Raw genomic sequence first — 15222 nt, forward strand, 5'->3', positions numbered from 1 at the left:
AAATCCTCTCATGTCACGGGAACAAGGCCGCCCGCTACCGGGCGGCCTCCGGGTGTCACCAGCTCAGACCGAACGACAGCTTGAAGGTTCGCGGCAGGTCGGCAAGGATCTGGTCGTTGCTGCGCTTGCCAAAATTTGGGTTTGTACCCTTATTGCCCGCATCGTAATTGATGTAGCTGTGATCGTTGGTGACATTGAAGACGTCACCACGCACTCGCAGCTTCATGTTTTCGCTCATCTTCCACTCTTTCTGCACCGCGATGTCCAGTTGGCGTTGACGAGCCTCATCGAAGTAGTAGGTGTCGAAGAATCCAGCCCCACATCCAGGCGGAGTTATCGGGCAGTTCAATCCATCCTTTCCCGGAGGAGTGGCAAGCGTCAGCTTTGCCGAGAACTGCAAGCCCCAGTATTCGGCGATTCCCGTAGCCACCAGCCTGTGCTTGGAGATACCGACCGATCTGACGAAGGCGACATCGTCGAGATTGGGATAGTCGAACGAATAATGTTCGTCAGTGTTGGCCGCATTGCCACGATTCTCCTTGGAATCGCTGTAGGTATAGGCAACGGTCACACCCCACGGCGACTCGCGCGTGAAAGGTTTCTCCAGCGACACGAGCAACTGCCCGATTCGGGTTTCGACGGAATTGTTCGCCAGGATCAGGTTTCCGTATCCCGGCAGCGGGAAGCTCCAGGGCGCGTTTCCGAACGACGCCCCCGCGGGATAGAACGACCCGTCCTCCCTGCGATTGCCGAGCGTAAAGAGAATCCCGTCATGACTCTCGATGTAAGCGAGCGCCACGGACGAATTCCAGTCATTGCCGAAGAGCTTGAACGCATTGCGCATGCCTAGGCTGAACTGGTCCGAGTACGGCACCTTGAGATCGTTCTTGATCATGTCGACCTCGCCACCGGTCCGTGTCGGCCCGGCGATCTGCGAGTAGAGATAGTCGCGATTATAGAGTGCCGGATCGAAGGCGAAGCAGTTGCCGATGCCGACGACACACGAGTGATTCGGCGTATTGAACTGGAACGTATAGCTCGGGAAAGCGCCTTTCGAGCGTTCGAGCGCCAGATAATCGAACACGTTGCGGTCGTAGGCACGCCCCGCGCCACCGAAGATCACATGGCGCTGGTCCCCGAACAGATCGTAGGAGAAGCCGATACGCGGCTGCCAGGCATCCTTGAACGGCTTGCGGTTGTGTCCGTTGCTGATGTAGTCCTCGATATCGTAACCGACATTCGGATGCAGGTTCTTGTTGATATTGTCCCAGCTGCGCAATGCCGCCACGACGCCAGCCGGCGTCACATAGTCCTCGAAGCTTGAAGAGGTTTCGTAATCGTAGCGAAGGCCGAGGTTCAACAGTAGCTTGTCAGTAATCTCCCAATCGTCCTGGATATAGATGCCGTACTGCTTGTTCTTGGATTCGATGTTACGGCTTCCGGAGTAATCCGGCGCGAATTGCACTTCATAAGGAACGAAGTCAGCGAGCGCGGTATTGCCGGCGTCCAGGTTCGCCTGCAGATCGTAGCGGAACAATGGATTGTAAGGCTGTTGCTCGAAGGAATTGAGCGTGACCTGCTTGTATTTCACACCCATCTTGATGGTGTGCCGCTCCCAGCCCGTGAAGGTCAGGTCGTTCTGGAATCCGACACCTTTCTGCCCCTTGTCTTGATAGTCGGCGCCGCCGCCCAGCTTGAGATAGGTTCCCAACCGTCGCGACTCCACTTCCCGGGTCCAACCGACAATCTCCTTGCCGATCTCGGTGCCCACTGCTCGGGGATTGAAGGCCTCGTCCTCATAAGTGATATGGGCATCGTTGAGCCAATTCTCGCCACTGTACTGGTAGCGCAGATCGAAACGATCGCTGTCGTTGTTCTTGGCCTTTCCGAAGCTCGGCGTGTTCGGCCCGTTGCCGACATCGGTGATCTCCTGCTCTTCCCGACGCTTCATGGACAGTTCGACGAGATGGGCATCACCCGCTTGCCAAGTCAATTTTCCGAACCACAAGTCCTCGTTGAACGGAACTGAGGTCGAGCCCATGTGACTAGCGAGTTCCGGAGTGAGATCTCCCAATGAGGAAGCGACAGCGTCCTCGGCGTGCACCAGACGCGGGCGAGTGAAATCCTTACCCTCGTAGGTCACGAAGAAGAACAACTTATCCTTGATGATTGGACCACCAAGCGCCGCACCATACTGTTTCTCGATGGATTTGGTCTTGGCCCCCTCTTCCTCCTCGACAGGTGTCGCAGAACGCCAATCGCGAACCTTGTTGATATCCATGAAGACGTCGCCGTGAAACTCATTGGTACCGGACTTTGTCACCGCAGTCACCGCGGCACTGCTGATCTGGTCGTATTCGGCCTTGTAGTTGGAAGTGATGACCTTGTATTCACCGATCGCTAACTGCGGAAACGGATTGCCCGCGCTATCGTTTTGCCCACCGATACCGCCCGACAACGTATAGCCCTTCTGTCCAACACCATCGATGTAGACATTCACGCCATTGGCGCTTTGCGAGCCGCTGCGGAGTTTCGTGGTACCGCCAACACTCGTTTCGAACACCATACCGGGCACGGTGTCCGCGAACGCGAGAAAGTTTCGCGAGGATTGAGGCAACGCCTGAATCTGCCGCTGCGTCACATAAGTCGCCACTTCCGAGGTCTTGGTCTCCACCGCCGCCGTCGCAGTGACGCTGACAGTTTCCAGATTGGTCGCCTCGCCGGGCGCGGCCGTTTCGGCCACACCGCCGACGCCGAGATTCAAGGTCGCTGTCTGGCCGACTTGAACCGTGATGTTCTGTGTGCTGGTCTTGCCGTTCGCAGTGGTATCGATGCGATACGTACCCGGCGGCAGGCCACCAATAAAGTAACCGCCGTTCGCCGCCGACTGTACCTTGCGTGTCAGCCCCGTGGCGGTGTTGGTGGCGGTCACCGTGGCGCCCGAGGCGGGCGCCGAATCGGTCGAGACCTGGCCGCGGATCGTGGCGCCGGTCGACTGCGCCAACGCATGCGGTGCGGAGATCAGCATGCAGCTCGCGAGCGCGCAAGCCAACAAGCTTCGATTGGTTCGATATTGCGTCTGTCGCTTGAACTTCATCACTTCTCCCCTCCCAGGGCAGTCGAAATGGAACCCTTGACGGCGTCCCCCTGTTTTTAGTTTTTGGTTTGCCTCGATCTCACACGGTGGAGGCGCGCACCATGAGTTGCGGAACCAGCGGCGTGGCGTCTTCTCGTGGACGTCCTTCCTGCCCGGGTTCCGCGTTGGCCGTGTCCAGCAGCAGCCGCAATGCGCGGCCGCCGAGTTCGGCGATGTCGACCCGCATCGTGGTCAACGATGGATGCACGTATCGCGCCAGCGGGATGTCGTCGAAGCCGGCGATGCGGATGTCGCGCGGCACCTGCACTCCGGCCTGCGTCAATGCGAACAGGCATCCGAGCGCCATCATGTCATTGGCGGCGAAGACCGCATCGGGACGCGCATCCGCCGCGAGCAGTTCGCCGCCGGCGCGATGGCCGGAGGCTTCGTCGAAGTCGCCCGGCAGAATCCAGGGCTTGGCGTCCGGCAGACGTTCGGCGAGCGCGTCGCGGTAACCGCGCAGACGCTCGCGGGCGTCGAAGTTGTCTTCCGGGCCGGCGATGAAGGCGATACGGCGATGCCCGGCGTCGAGCAGGTGCTGCATCATCGCGCGGGCGCCGCCGTAGTTGTCCACGCGCAAGGACGGCTTGCCGTCCTCGGGCACGTCACTGTTCATCAGCACGACCGGCATCGCCGGACTCAGGTTCTGCTCCAGGAACTCACTGCCGCCCACGAACGGGGACATCAGCAGCAGGCCGTCCACGCGTCCGCGCATGGCGCGCAAGGCCTCGCCCTGCTCCTCCGGGTTACCGTGGTAGCTCGAGACCAGCAGGTGCAGGCGGCGTTCGCGGGCGACCTGGTCGATGCCGCGCATCAGCTCTGAGAAGAACTCGCCGTACAGGTCCGGCAGCACCACGCCGATGGTGTGGGTGCGGCGGCTGCTCAGGCTGCGGGCCGCGTGATGGGGGCTGTAGCGCAATTGGTTGGCGACGTGAAGGACGCGTTCACGCACCGCTTTGGCAACATTCTCGTGTCCATTCAGCGCCCGCGAGACGGTGGCGACGGACACGTTGGCCTGTCTGGCGACGTCTTTGATGGTGACAGCCACGCCTTCTCCCGGGTCATTGCCCTGTTCGGGCATTCCGGCGAATGTAAACGTTTACAAAGAAGGATGTAAAGCCGACCGTAACGAAACCGTGTGGCCGGTGGCGAAACCCGCGCAAATCGGGCCGATTTGAACCTGAATTGCTGCGACGCAACAGGATTCTGCGCAGCAGATCACAATATTAGGGCAAAAAAGCCCGGCATCAGCCCTCGGCGCGGATCGACAATGCGTGGATATCGGTCGTCATCAGATCCCCCAACGCGGCATAGACGGCGCGATGCCGGGCCAGCGGCGTCATGCCCGCGAACGCCTTGCTGACGATGCGGACATCGAAGTGCCCGCGCCCGTCCCGCGCGCCAGCATGACCGGCATGACGATGGCTGTCGTCACGGACCTCCAGCTCGCTCGGGGTGAACGCGGCCTCCAGGGCGTCGCGGATGGCGGCGACGCGGGCTTCCTTGGGCAGGCTCATGGCAGCACCGGACGGAACGGGCGCACTTCGACGCGGCCGTACACCCCGGCCTCCACGTAGGGATCGGCATCGGCCCAGGCCCGCGCTTCCTCCAGCGAGGCGAACTCGGCGATGACGATGCTGCCGCTGAAACCAGCCTGCCCCGGGTCCTCGGCATCGATCGCCGGGCAAGGGCCGGCCAGCAGCAACCGTCCGGCATCGCGCAGCGCGTGCAAGCGCGCGAGATGCTGCGGCCGCGCCTGCAGGCGCCGGCCGAGCACGTCGGCATCGTCATATCCCTCGATCGCGTACCACATCGGCATCAATGCATCCGTCATCACGAAGCCATGATTGTAAGCCGCCTGCGGTTCAGCCCCCGGGCTGGACACTGGTGCGGCCAAACCGTAACCTAAAGCCCAGTTCCGTGGCCGGAACGCAGCGGCCCGTCGCCGCAGACGTCGACAGTCTTCTGAGACCAGCGCGTTCGCTGCCCCCGCCCGGCCCGCCGACGATCCCTCCGCTGTCCTTCGCCGCAGTCCCGATGCGGTGTCGCACGTGCGGCGTTCGGCAAACACCTGCTTCGACCTTGGGGCCTGCATCAACCCGGCTTGCATCAATCACGGCTGCTTCGATATTGGGCACCCACCTCGCTTCCATGCTGCAAACCGGCCACGGTCCGCCGCGCGCCAACACCAATTAAGGCAATCGCCTGTGGCCCGGAGGGGGCCGCGAATCGCATGACCGAAGACAACGCGCCAGAAGCGCAACCGCAAAACCAGGCGTCTCCTGCCCAACAGCAGCATGCCCCCCAGCAGCAGGAAATGCCGCTGGCCGTGGTGCATGGCCAGGCCGTGTTGCAGATTCCGCAGGACCTGTACATCCCGCCGGACGCGCTCGAGGTCATCCTCGACGCCTTCGAAGGGCCGCTCGACCTGTTGCTGTACCTGATCCGCCGCCAGAACCTCGACATCCTCGACATCCCGGTCGCCGAGATCACCCGGCAGTACGTCGAGTACATCGAGGTGATGCAGGAGATGCGCTTCGAGCTGGCCGCCGAGTATCTGGTGATGGCGGCGATCCTGGCCGAGATCAAATCGCGCATGCTGCTGCCGCGGCCGCCGAGCGAGGAAGGCCTGGAAGACGACCCGCGCGCCGACCTGGTCCGCCGCCTGCAGGAATACGAACGCTTCAAGCAGGCCGCCGAGGACCTCGACGCCCTGCCCCGCCAGGACCGCGACACCACCCCGGCACAGGCCTTCGTGCCGGATCGTGCCTCGGTCAAGCTGCCGCCGCCGGTGGACCTGCGCGAGATGCTGATGGCCCTGCACGACGTGCTCAAGCGCGCCGAGCTGTTCACCGGCCACGCCATCAAGCGCGACGCCCTCAGCGTCCGTCAGCGCATGGGCGAAGTGCTGTCGCGGTTGGGCGACGGCAAGTTCCATCGCTTCGAATCGCTGTTCGAGGCGCGTGAAGGCAAGCTGGGCGTGCTGGTCACGTTCCTGTCGATCCTCGAACTGGCCAAGGAGCGCCTGCTCGACATCGTGCAGGAAGCACCGCTGGCACCGATCTACATCAAGTCGCTGGCGACGCGTGAAGGCGACGGCGCCGAACTGGAGCTGTCGAGCGAGTTCGACGACGAGGACACCGCGGCGAACGACGACGCGCAGGCGTGAGCCATCCGCGCAGAGACAACGTCAGAAATCGCCGCCAGAGAAGCATCACCGAATACGAGACATCGATTAAGACCGCATGGATCAACAACTCATCAAACGCATCGTCGAAGCCGCCCTGCTCGCGGCCAACCAGCCGCTGACGCTGGTACAGCTGCAGGGACTGTTCCCTCTCGACGAGCCGGCGCCGGACGGCGCCATCGCGCAGGCACTGGAAACACTGCAGGCCGAATCCGCCGAGCGCGGCGTGGAACTGGTCGAACTGGCATCCGGCTGGCGATTCCAGGTCCAGGCCGACGTGCATCCCTGGGTGGCGCGGCTGTGGAGCGAGCGCCAGACCAAATACACGCGCGCCACGCTGGAAACCCTCGCCCTGATCGCCTACCGCCAGCCGATCACGCGCGGCGAGATCGAACAGGTGCGCGGCGTCGCCACCAACAGCAACATCATCAAGGCACTGGAAGAACGCGAGTGGATCCGCGTGGTCGGCCATCGCGACATTCCCGGCCGCCCGGAACTGCTCGGCACCACCAAAGGCTTCCTCGACTACTTCGGCCTGAAGCGCCTGGACGAACTGCCGCCGCTGTCGGAACTGAAGGATTTCGGCGAACTCGATCCGCAGTTCCAGTTCGACGGCAAGACCGGCGAGAAGTCCGACGAGGCCGCGATGCCGATTGGCGACATCGCCGTCGACGGCGACGCGGAAGGAGCGGAAGGTGCTTCCGAAGCAGCGGAAGATGCCAACCAAGAAATGATCATCGACGATGAAGCCGACCACATCCCCGGCGCCGAAATTGTCGAAGACGTCGTCGACGAAACAGAAGACGACAGCACCGAAGACACCACCGACGAAGTCGATCACGACGACGTCCAACCCCAATCCGAGGAGACCACCGAACTCCTCGAAGCCACTGAATCAGACGAACACGCCCTCGCCGATGAAGGCGACAGCTCCCGGAGTACAACATGAGTGACACCCCCAGCCGCACGCTTTCCCTCAAGCGCGGCAACAATGAAACCACCACCACCGAGGCCCCGCGCCTCGAAGAGCGCCTGCACAAGGTACTGGCGCAGGCCGGCCTCGGCTCGCGCCGCGCGCTCGAACAACGCATCGCCGACGGCCTGATCAAGGTCAACGGCGAGGTCGCGCAGACCGGCATGAGCATCCGCGGCGGCGACCGCGTCGAGCTCGACGGCAAGATCTTCGTCGCCAGCGCACTCACCGATCCGGCGCGCGTGCTGATCTACAACAAGCCGGAAGGCGAAGTCACCACGCGTGAAGATCCCGAAGGCCGCCCCACCATCTTCGATTCGCTGCCCGCACTGAAGGGCGCGCGCTGGATCGCCATCGGCCGCCTCGACATCAACACCACCGGCCTGCTGCTGCTCACCACCGACGGCGAACTGGCCAACGCGATGATGCATCCCTCCTTCGAGGTCGAGCGCGAGTACGTGTGTCGCGTGCGCGCGCCCGAAGGCGAAGAGAGCGTGTCCGACAAGATCGTCGACCGCCTGAGCCGCGGCGTCGCGCTCGAGGACGGCCCCGCCAAGTTCGACGAGATCGAGCGCATCGGCGGCACCGACTCGCACGACTGGTTCCGCGTGCTGCTCAAGGAAGGCCGCAACCGCGAAGTGCGGCGCCTGTGGGAATCGCAGGGCTGCCAGGTGAGTCGCCTCAAGCGCATCCGCTACGGTTCGGTCTCGCTGCCGCAGCCGCTGCTGCGCGGCCAGTCGCAGGAACTGCAGGACGCGCAGGTCGAAGCGCTGCGTCGCGAACTCAAACTCGAGGAAGGCCCGCCGCCGGCGCTCACGCTGCAGCCGGTGATCGGCCAGCGCAAGGCCACCAAATCGACCGTGCAAGTGTCCGGTGAAAGCCGCGGCAAGGCCTACGTCAACGGCCACAACACCGCCGACGAAGGTCGCGAGCTGCGCCGTTTCGATCACGTGCGCGAGGATCGCGGCCGTCGCGGCAACAAGAAGCCGCATGGCGGACTCACGGTGAGCGGCGAAGCCGCCGCCAAGCAATCGCAGAAGCCGTTCAAGCAGCGCAAGCAGAAAGGCCCGAAGCCGTTGCCGGATGGCAATCCCGCGGCGTTCCGCACCTGGTATGTGCCCGAGGGCGTGGATACCGGCCCGGCTGGACATCGCAATGCCGGGCCGAAACATGCCAACAAAGGCGGGGCCAATAAAGGCGGGCCCTTCGGCAAGAAGTTCGGCGGCCCGGGCCAAGGTCCGCGTCAAGGTCAGGGCCAGGGCCCGCGCCAAGGCGGCAACTTCGGCGAACGCGGTCCTGGACAAGGTCCGAAGCCCGCGCAGCGCGCGTCACGTCCCTACGGACATCCGGGCAATGCGCCGAACTTCCCTTCCGATCACGCCACGCCCGGCGGCTTCAATCCCTACGATCGTCCGCGTGGCCCGCGACCGGGTGGCAATAATCGCCCGAATGGCCCGCGCGGCCCTCGTCCCGGCGGCGGCAAGGGCTTCAAAGGCCCCGGCGGCTCGCGCGGTGGTGGCGGCGGACATCATCACGGCGGCAATCGCTGATCGCATGCCTCGCGCATGCCTTGAAAGCAATCGGCACAAGGGAACGCCATGAGCCTCGAAGGTGATGCGATCACGGCCCGGCTCCAGGCACTGGCGCCGGAGGGCGTTCGCGACATGATCCCGCCGCCCTGCATCCTCGACATGCAGGGCGAACTGGTCGAATACGTCGAAAATGTCAGCCTGAGCGTGCGCTTCCCGGTGCTGCCGCGTTACCGGAATCCGCTCGGCAACATGCAAGGCGGCTTCATCGTCGCCGCGCTCGACAACACGCTCGGCCCGTTGTCGTTTCTCGTGGCGCCGCCCAGCGCGACCAGCGCGCTCAACACGCAATACCTGCGCCCGGTTGGCGCGCAGGAAACACTGTTGATCTGCACCGCGCGCGTGCTCGAACGCACGCGCAACACGCTCTACCTGACCGCGGAGGCACGCCTCGCGGACGGCAAGCTGGTGGCGATCTGCCAATCGACCAACCAGATTCTGCCCTTGCCCACCGCCAAGGCCTGAAGCGGCTTCGGAATCAAGCGGTTCCCATTTGCGTAATCGAGATCACGCGATCGAGCCACACATAATGCTCGCGCCGCGGATCGCAGGCATCTTCGAGTCTCACCAGCGTGTTGTGACCCTCGTTACCGGCGGCATCGCGGAACACTTGAATCGTCGGCAAGGCCACTACTACGCCACAGATGCGGCGGCCGTCATCCAATTCCATCTCGACCACGGCCTCGTCCTTCAGTGCGAAGGCACGTTCCTCCAGCAGCTCGATCATGCGCGGATCGGTATGCACGCGTTCGGCGATCTGGCCCATTGCGTTTCTCCGGCAGTGATGGAATCGACGCTACGCGCGGGCGCTTAACCACTGGTGACAAGGCTGTTAACCGCGCAGCTGTTAATTGCGAGGCGTTAACTGCACGGACGACGTGAACAACGGGACTTCTTCCTCGCTTCACGCAATCGACATCATCGCCACCCGCTGCGCTGCCAGCATCACGGCATCATCGGCAGCGGAAACATGAACGGATGTCTTCCAGTGACACCTGGCAGTGGGACGTGGTGGTGGTCGGCGCCAGTTTCGCCGGCGCGGCCTGCGCGCTCGCCGCGCGCAAGGCTGGACTGCGCGTCTGCGTGATGGAACGCAAGCGGGACCCGGGGCTGAAACTTCACACCACCGGCATTCTCGTCAAGGAAGCGGCGGAGGAAACGACGCTCTCACGCATTCCCGCATCGCTCGTGCGGCGCGTCGAAGGTGTACGTCTGTATGCGCCAAGCTTGCGCAGCCTGTATCTGCAGGCACCCGACTACTACTTCCTCACTACCGATACCGGAAACGTGATGCGGTGGCTGGCCGACGAGATGCAGCAAGCCGGTGTCGATTTGCGCTTGATGCAATCATTCACCGATGCCGCGCCTGTCGCCGCGAATTCATCGGACACGGCATCAGCACCTGGCTGGCAGATCGAAGGACTCGGGCGCGCACGATGGCTGATCGGCGCCGACGGCGCCAAGTCGCGCGTCGCCTCGCGCACCGGCCTGGGTCATGTGCGCGACTTCCTTTACGGCATCGAATACGAGTTCGCGGATGCCTGTCTGCGCGAACCCAATGCCCTGCACTGCTTCATCAGCAAACGCTATGCGCCCGGTTACATCGGCTGGGCGGCGCAGAATCCGACCGGCGTGCAGTTCGGCCTCGCGTTCCGGCATCGCCCTTCGCGTACCGGCGTGCCCGATATCGATGGATTGCTCATGGAAGTCGGCGACTGGCTCGGGATCGACAAAAAAACGCGTCCGAGCGCAACGCGTGCCGGCCTGATTCCTTGCGGCGGAGCGGTGACGCCGCTTGCCGCGCCCGGCGTCATCCTCACAGGCGACGCCGCCGGCATCGTGTCGCCGGTGACCGCCGGCGGCATCCATTCGGCATGGCGGCATGGCTGGATGGTTGGCGAAGCGATCGCCAGATACATGCATGGCGGTGAAGCGCGACCGGAACAGATCGCCATGCAAGCCGCTCCGCACTTCCGCAGCAAACGATTGCTGCGGTGGGCTTACGACCGCTTCCAGATGGATTGGCCCTTCGATCTGCTGCTGCATTCGCCGCCGCTGCGCTGGGCGGCCGAACAGGTGTATTTCCACAAGCGCGGGCTGCGTAGCCAGAACTAGCCAACATCCTGCCATTCCCGCGAAAGCGGGAATGACGGCATAAGATTCCAGCCGGCTCAATCCTTCAAAGCGAAGGCGTCGCCATCCAGCATCGCCGGGAAACGCTCACGGTGCGCGGCAAGCTCGCTGGCGAGCAATGTCGTGGTCACCACCACTTCCTCGTCGGTGCATTCGCTGACCGGTTGACCGAGGAAATCGATCACCGCGCTATCGCCGGAGTAATGCAGGCCATTGCCGTCGGTGCCGACACGGTTGAGGCCCGCGACGTAGCACAGGTTCTCGATGGCGCGGGCACGCAGCAAAGTTTTCCAGGCGTAGGCACGCGCCGACGGCCAGTTGGCGACGTACAGCTGCAAATCGAAATCGAGGCCGCCCTTGCGTTCCACGTCATAACGATTGCGCGCGAACACCGGAAAACGCAGGTCGTAACAGACCTGCGGATTGATGCGCCATCCACGCCACTCCACCACCAGCCGGTCGCGGCCGGCCGCGTAGCGCTCGTGTTCCTTGGCATAACGGAACAGATGGCGTTTGTCGTAATGCTTTAGCGCGCCATCCGGCGTCGCCCACAGCAGCCGATTGAAGACGCCGGCATCGGTACGCAGCTGCACGCTGCCCGTCACCGCCGCATCGAGCCGCCTGGCCTGTTCCAGAATCCAGGCCACGGTCGGCCCGTCCATGGTTTCGGCCTTGTCGATGGCGTCGTTGGAGAATCCGCTGGTGAAGGTTTCCGGCAGCAGCACGAGATCGGTCGTGCCGTGCAGGGGCGCGATCAGATCGCCGTAGTAATCGCGATTGCCGGCGGGGTCGTGCCAGCGGGTCGCGCCTTGGATCAGGGAAACGCGGAGATCGTTCATGGCTGCACTCTATCAGTCGGTCGTCGCGGCTTCGTCACGATCACAGCTTCTGCAGGCGTTCGATGGCGGCGTCCAGCGTGGCCTCGTTCTTGGCGAAGCACAGGCGCGCCAGGCGCTGGCCGGCCGGTGGTGTTTCGTAGAACGGCGATAGCGGAATCGCGGCAACGCCCTTCTCCGTGGTGAGCCAGCGGCAGAAGGCGAGATCGTCGAGGTCGCTCACGGCCGAATAGTCGACCAACTGGAAATAGCCGCCCGGCACCGGCAGCGGCTCCAGCTTCGTGGTCAACAGTTGTTCGCGGAAACGGTCGCGCTTGGCCTGGTAGAACGCACCGAGCTGCTCGTAATGCTCCGGCTCGGCGTCCAGCATCGCAGCGAAGGCATGTTGCGCCGGCGCGAAGGTGCAGAACACGTTGTACTGATGCACCTTGCGGAATTCCGCCGACAGCTTCGGCGGCGCGATGCAGTAGCCGATCTTCCAGCCGGTGCAGTGATAGGTCTTGCCGAAGCTGGACACGACGAAGGCGCGTTCACGCAATTCCGGGTAACGCAATGCCGACTCGTGGCGCGCGCCGTCGAAGACGATGTGCTCGTACACCTCATCCGACAACAGAAAGATGCCGGTATCGCGCAGCAATTCGGCGACGCTGGCCATGTCGTCGGCCGAAAGCATCGCGCCGGAAGGATTGTGCGGGCTGTTGATGATCAGCAGTCGCGTCTTCGGCGTGATCGCCTCACGCACGCGCTGCCAGTCGGGCGCGAAGGTGCGCGGGTCGAGCGGCACGTGCACGGCGCGCGCGCCGGCGAGGTCGATCGCCGGTTCGTAGCTGTCATAGGCTGGATCGAGCACGATCACTTCGTCGCCCGCATGCGCCACCGCGTGCACGGCGTTGAAGATCGCCTCGGTGGCGCCGCTGGTAACGGTGATTTCCGTATCAGCGTCAGGACGATAGCCGTAGACGCGTTCGGTCTTGGCGGCGATGGCCTGGCGCAACGACGGGATGCCGGTCATCGGTGCGTACTGGTTGTGCCCGGCGCGCATGGCGCGGTCGAGTTCGTCCACCAGGCGCTGCGGCACTGAGAAGTCGGGAAAGCCCTGCCCGAGGTTGACCGCGCCGTGTTCGGCGGCGAGTTGCGACATCACGGTGAAGATCGTGGTGCCGACCTTGGGCAGTTTCGTCTGTGGCATGGGAGGGATTCCGATGGAGAGTCGCGACGTGGGAGTCCAGCAGTTTACGGATGCTTTGTGATGGGTTAAACCTAATCGATGTCGACTCCTCCGGACACGCCAGGGGCACCTCCCGTCCCTGCGCTGGTGCGCGCCTATGTGGCTGCCAAGTATTACTGGCAGCATCATGGCGAATGGCATGCCTTCGCCATCGGTCAGCCCGTGGCGGCGCTGGAGCGGCTCTATCCGGATGTCGATGGCTTCGGGGCGATCTCGGCGTGGAATCCGCATTCGATCCATCTCGAGGAATCGGTCAACCGCGACGCCGACCGCGAACTGCAGGCGCAACTGGTCGCCAGCGGACGTCCCTTCTGCCCTTCCTATGCGTCGGCGGGAAATCGGGCGTGGCGCGAGCCGGGCTGGATCGCGATGGGGTTGCCGGTCGACGAATTCGATGCGCTGCTTCGGCGCTTCAGGCAGCTGGCCGGCGTCTGGTGGATGCGCGGCGGCTTGGCCCGGCTGCGTGTCGATGCACCGCGTCCACCCGAATTTGACGGCGGCGAGTGGGTCGACTGGCTAAGATGATGTGTTCGCCGACATTTCCCGCCTGATGCCCAAGATTCCCTTCATCACGAAATTGCCCATGCCATCCATGGCGTCACTGTGCAGGCTTCAGGCCGCACGGCCCAGCCGTCCCTGGCTGGGCGCTCGGAGCCGCAGCCGATGCCGATAGGGCATCGGCTGAGCGCGGCTCCTCTCCTCGCAGTCCGCGGGCTGCGCTTCACGCGCAACGAACTACCGGTGTTCGGGCCACTGGAATTCTCGGTGGAGCCCGGCGAGGCCTTGCTCGTGCAAGGCGACAACGGCGCGGGCAAGACCACGCTGCTGCGCGTGCTGGCCGGGCTGCTGCGCGGCGACGAAGGCGAAATCAATATCCACGGACAACCGGCGACGGCGGTGACACGCGCGACCACCGTCGCCTACCTCGGCCATCTGCCGGCGTTGAAGGCGGACCTCAGCGCGCTCGAGAACCTGCAATTCCTGTGCGGCCTGCATGGACGTCGCGCCCATCTGCCGCTGGAAAGCGCGATGGCGACGGTGGGCCTGGCCGGCTACGAGGATGCCTTGGCGCGGCAACTTTCCGCTGGCCAGAAAAAGCGGCTGTCGCTGGCGCGCCTGTGGTTGTCGCCGGCGCCGTTGTGGCTGCTCGACGAGCCTTACGCCAACCTCGACCTGGGCGGCATCGAACTGGTCAACCGCATGGTGCAAGCGCACCTGCGCGACGGCGGTGCCGCGCTCGTGACGACGCATGGCGCCTATGCCGCGCCACCGGTGAGGACTCGGATGCTGGTATTGGAGCGTGGCCATGCATGAGTCCTCGGCCGCGGCCTCTCCTGGCCTGCTCGGCTCCGCCAAGGCGTTGCTCATTCGCGACCTGCGCCTGCTTTGGCGCCGCCGCGGCGATGCCCTGCAACCGGCCCTGTTCGCGCTGCTGGTGATCGTGCTGTTCGCGCTCGCGCTCGGCAGCGAGACCAAGATCCTGGCGACGGTGGCGCCGGGCGTGCTCTGGGTGGCGGCCCTGCTCTCGGGTTTGCTGGCACTGGACACGCTGTTCCGCGGCGACGCCGAGGACGGCTCGCTCGAACAATGGATGCTGGCGCCGGTGCCGCTGAGCTGGCTGGTCCTGATGCGCACGCTGATCCACTGGGCGACCACCGCCCTGCCATTGCTGGTATTCGCGCCGCTGCTGGCGGAGCTGATGCACCTGCCACACGAACAGCTGCCGGTGCTGATGGCATCCCTGGTCCTGGGCACGCCCTTGCTGAGCCTGCTCGGCGCCGTGGTCGCGGCGCTGACGGTCGGCATGCGCCGCTCCGGCATCCTGGTTGCCTTGCTGGCGCTCCCGTTGTACGTGCCGGTGCTGGTGTTCGGCGCTGGCAGCGTCGCCGCCAGCGCGCAAGGGCTGGACGTGACGGGCGCTCTGCTCCTGCTCGGCGCCGGCCTGGTGTTGGCGTTGGTGCTGGCCCCGCTCGCGGCGGCGGCGGCGATCCGGATCGCACTGAGTTGAGTCGCGCTCAGCTGAGAGACGGCTTGCCGGGACGCCAAGCTGATACGGTCTGTTGCAGCAGCCCCGGCACGATCGACACAAAGAGTAATAGAGATTACCTTTCGCCCACGCCGAGCCAGGTGCCGGTCCAAC

The 15222-nt window shown here is 64.1% G+C and carries 14 protein-coding genes and 1 pseudogene; 8 read left to right on the forward strand and 7 right to left on the reverse strand.

Features of this window, described 5'->3' with window-relative positions; genetic code table 11:
• Positions 1–55 precede the first annotated feature (55 nt).
• The 4 genes from LG367_RS06700 to LG367_RS06715 all read right to left on the reverse strand — a co-directional run bounded on the left by LG367_RS06700 (position 56) and on the right by LG367_RS06715 (position 4949).
• Positions 56–3097 carry a TonB-dependent receptor gene (locus tag LG367_RS06700; protein WP_226468443.1) on the reverse strand — a complete coding sequence of 1014 codons (3042 nt, stop codon included), beginning with the start codon at positions 3095–3097 and terminating at the stop codon, positions 56–58.
• Between the two features lie 79 nt (positions 3098–3176).
• Positions 3177–4217: a LacI family DNA-binding transcriptional regulator gene (locus LG367_RS06705; protein ID WP_226468444.1), complete on the reverse strand. Its 1041-nt coding sequence runs from the start codon at positions 4215–4217 to the stop codon at positions 3177–3179.
• Positions 4218–4383: 166 nt separating this feature from the next.
• Complete coding sequence (locus tag LG367_RS06710; RefSeq protein ID WP_226468445.1) at positions 4384–4653, reverse strand: BolA family protein; 270 nt, start codon at positions 4651–4653, stop codon at positions 4384–4386.
• Positions 4650–4949: a YciI family protein gene (locus LG367_RS06715; RefSeq protein ID WP_226468631.1), complete on the reverse strand. Its 300-nt coding sequence runs from the start codon at positions 4947–4949 to the stop codon at positions 4650–4652. Before LG367_RS06715 ends, LG367_RS06710 begins: the two co-directional genes overlap by 4 nt.
• Before the next feature lie 420 nt (positions 4950–5369).
• On the opposite strand from LG367_RS06715, the gene LG367_RS06720 reads away from it, so the two are divergent.
• The 4 genes and pseudogenes from LG367_RS06720 (at position 5370) to LG367_RS06735 (ending at position 9350) form a co-directional block, all read left to right on the forward strand.
• A complete protein-coding gene (locus tag LG367_RS06720; protein ID WP_226468446.1) occupies positions 5370–6305 on the forward strand; it encodes a segregation and condensation protein A in 936 nt (311 codons plus the stop codon).
• A gap of 76 nt (positions 6306–6381) precedes the next feature.
• Positions 6382–7254, forward strand: a pseudogene (scpB, locus tag LG367_RS06725) (SMC-Scp complex subunit ScpB); the annotation flags it as partial.
• A gap of 14 nt (positions 7255–7268) precedes the next feature.
• Entirely contained in the window at positions 7269–8846 is a 1578-nt protein-coding gene (locus LG367_RS06730; RefSeq protein WP_226468447.1) for a pseudouridine synthase, read from the forward strand.
• 48 nt (positions 8847–8894) lie between these two features.
• Positions 8895–9350 carry a PaaI family thioesterase gene (locus tag LG367_RS06735; RefSeq protein WP_226468448.1) on the forward strand — a complete coding sequence of 152 codons (456 nt, stop codon included), beginning with the start codon at positions 8895–8897 and terminating at the stop codon, positions 9348–9350.
• Positions 9351–9363: 13 nt separating this feature from the next.
• Here the strand turns inward: LG367_RS06735 and LG367_RS06740 are convergent, their stop codons facing one another.
• Positions 9364–9651 carry a DUF3247 family protein gene (locus LG367_RS06740; RefSeq protein WP_226468449.1) on the reverse strand — a complete coding sequence of 96 codons (288 nt, stop codon included), beginning with the start codon at positions 9649–9651 and terminating at the stop codon, positions 9364–9366.
• A gap of 212 nt (positions 9652–9863) precedes the next feature.
• Between LG367_RS06740 and LG367_RS06745 the strand changes: the two genes are divergently transcribed.
• On the forward strand, positions 9864–11000 hold the full coding sequence (locus LG367_RS06745; protein WP_226468450.1) for an NAD(P)/FAD-dependent oxidoreductase: 1137 nt from the start codon (positions 9864–9866) through the stop codon (positions 10998–11000).
• A gap of 56 nt (positions 11001–11056) precedes the next feature.
• On the opposite strand, the gene LG367_RS06750 is transcribed toward LG367_RS06745, so the two are convergent.
• Entirely contained in the window at positions 11057–11857 is an 801-nt protein-coding gene (locus tag LG367_RS06750) for an amidohydrolase (RefSeq protein WP_226468451.1), read from the reverse strand.
• A 40-nt stretch (positions 11858–11897) separates the two neighbouring features.
• Complete coding sequence (locus LG367_RS06755) at positions 11898–13043, reverse strand: pyridoxal phosphate-dependent aminotransferase (RefSeq protein ID WP_226468452.1); 1146 nt, start codon at positions 13041–13043, stop codon at positions 11898–11900.
• Positions 13044–13121: 78 nt separating this feature from the next.
• Between LG367_RS06755 and LG367_RS06760 the strand changes: the two genes are divergently transcribed.
• The 3 genes from LG367_RS06760 (at position 13122) to ccmB (ending at position 15090) form a co-directional block, all read left to right on the forward strand.
• Entirely contained in the window at positions 13122–13607 is a 486-nt protein-coding gene (locus tag LG367_RS06760; protein ID WP_226468453.1) for a DUF3293 domain-containing protein, read from the forward strand.
• Between the two features lie 138 nt (positions 13608–13745).
• On the forward strand, positions 13746–14396 hold the full coding sequence (gene ccmA, locus LG367_RS06765; protein ID WP_226468454.1) for a heme ABC exporter ATP-binding protein CcmA: 651 nt from the start codon (positions 13746–13748) through the stop codon (positions 14394–14396).
• Positions 14389–15090, forward strand: a complete 702-nt coding sequence (ccmB, locus tag LG367_RS06770; RefSeq protein ID WP_226468455.1) for a heme exporter protein CcmB — start codon at positions 14389–14391, stop codon at positions 15088–15090. The genes ccmA and ccmB overlap by 8 nt, the downstream gene beginning before the upstream one ends.
• Positions 15091–15222: the final 132 nt, after the last annotated feature.

Origin of the sequence: Luteimonas panaciterrae (assembly GCF_020511115.1) — a bacterium.
Classification (GTDB): Bacteria; Pseudomonadota; Gammaproteobacteria; order Xanthomonadales; family Xanthomonadaceae; genus Luteimonas; species Luteimonas panaciterrae.

Coding starts and splice junctions, on each gene's coding strand:
- LG367_RS06720 (WP_226468446.1), top strand. CDS start 5,370: ATGACCGAAGACAACGCGCCAGAAGCGCAACCGCAAAACCAGGCGTCT.
- LG367_RS06705 (WP_226468444.1), bottom strand. CDS start 4,217: ATGCCCGAACAGGGCAATGACCCGGGAGAAGGCGTGGCTGTCACCATC.
- LG367_RS06740 (WP_226468449.1), bottom strand. CDS start 9,651: ATGGGCCAGATCGCCGAACGCGTGCATACCGATCCGCGCATGATCGAG.
- LG367_RS06700 (WP_226468443.1), bottom strand. CDS start 3,097: ATGAAGTTCAAGCGACAGACGCAATATCGAACCAATCGAAGCTTGTTG.
- LG367_RS06760 (WP_226468453.1), top strand. CDS start 13,122: ATGTCGACTCCTCCGGACACGCCAGGGGCACCTCCCGTCCCTGCGCTG.
- ccmA (WP_226468454.1), top strand. CDS start 13,746: ATGCCGATAGGGCATCGGCTGAGCGCGGCTCCTCTCCTCGCAGTCCGC.
- LG367_RS06755 (WP_226468452.1), bottom strand. CDS start 13,043: ATGCCACAGACGAAACTGCCCAAGGTCGGCACCACGATCTTCACCGTG.
- LG367_RS06710 (WP_226468445.1), bottom strand. CDS start 4,653: ATGAGCCTGCCCAAGGAAGCCCGCGTCGCCGCCATCCGCGACGCCCTG.
- LG367_RS06750 (WP_226468451.1), bottom strand. CDS start 11,857: ATGAACGATCTCCGCGTTTCCCTGATCCAAGGCGCGACCCGCTGGCAC.
- LG367_RS06715 (WP_226468631.1), bottom strand. CDS start 4,949: ATGTGGTACGCGATCGAGGGATATGACGATGCCGACGTGCTCGGCCGG.
- LG367_RS06745 (WP_226468450.1), top strand. CDS start 9,864: ATGTCTTCCAGTGACACCTGGCAGTGGGACGTGGTGGTGGTCGGCGCC.
- LG367_RS06735 (WP_226468448.1), top strand. CDS start 8,895: ATGAGCCTCGAAGGTGATGCGATCACGGCCCGGCTCCAGGCACTGGCG.
- LG367_RS06730 (WP_226468447.1), top strand. CDS start 7,269: ATGAGTGACACCCCCAGCCGCACGCTTTCCCTCAAGCGCGGCAACAAT.
- ccmB (WP_226468455.1), top strand. CDS start 14,389: ATGCATGAGTCCTCGGCCGCGGCCTCTCCTGGCCTGCTCGGCTCCGCC.